Raw genomic sequence first — 360 nt, 5'->3', positions numbered from 1 at the left:
GTCGTCGCTCAGGGCAATGGACGACTGCGTGCGGCGTTGCGCGTGCAGGGTGCCGCGGCGCATCGCCGCGCATTGACGGCAGTTGCAGTTCCATTGCGGAAAACCGCCGCCGGCGGCGGAACCGAGAACGCGGATGTGCATGGCAGGCTCCAGAAAGCAGGCCCGGCCAACGCGACGGCTGACCGGGCGATCAATCAACGGTTGGCGAAATACATCGTCACTTCGAAGCCAATGCGCAGATCGGTAAACGCGGGTTTATGCCACATGGGTCATTCCTCTTCTTGTGCCGGACGATTCCGGTAGAGCCATTAATGCACGGGGCGCCAACTGCCCGAATGCTACTTTCGAAGGAGGTGGCGG

1 protein-coding gene and 1 pseudogene are annotated in these 360 nt (G+C 62.2%); both read right to left on the bottom strand.

Features of this window, described 5'->3' with window-relative positions:
- A pseudogene (locus AC1DLB_RS32460) lies at positions 1-141 on the bottom strand (pyrroloquinoline quinone biosynthesis protein PqqB); the annotation flags it as partial.
- A gap of 53 nt (positions 142-194) precedes the next feature.
- A complete protein-coding gene (gene pqqA / locus AC1DLB_RS32455; RefSeq protein ID WP_081499480.1) occupies positions 195-266 on the bottom strand; it encodes a pyrroloquinoline quinone precursor peptide PqqA in 72 nt (23 codons plus the stop codon).
- Between the last annotated feature and the right edge of the window lie 94 nt (positions 267-360).

Source organism: Pseudomonas sp. 05N434 (assembly GCF_056396965.1).
The sequence above is the reverse complement of the archived record's forward strand: the minus strand, read 5'-3'. Positions and strand labels throughout refer to the sequence as shown.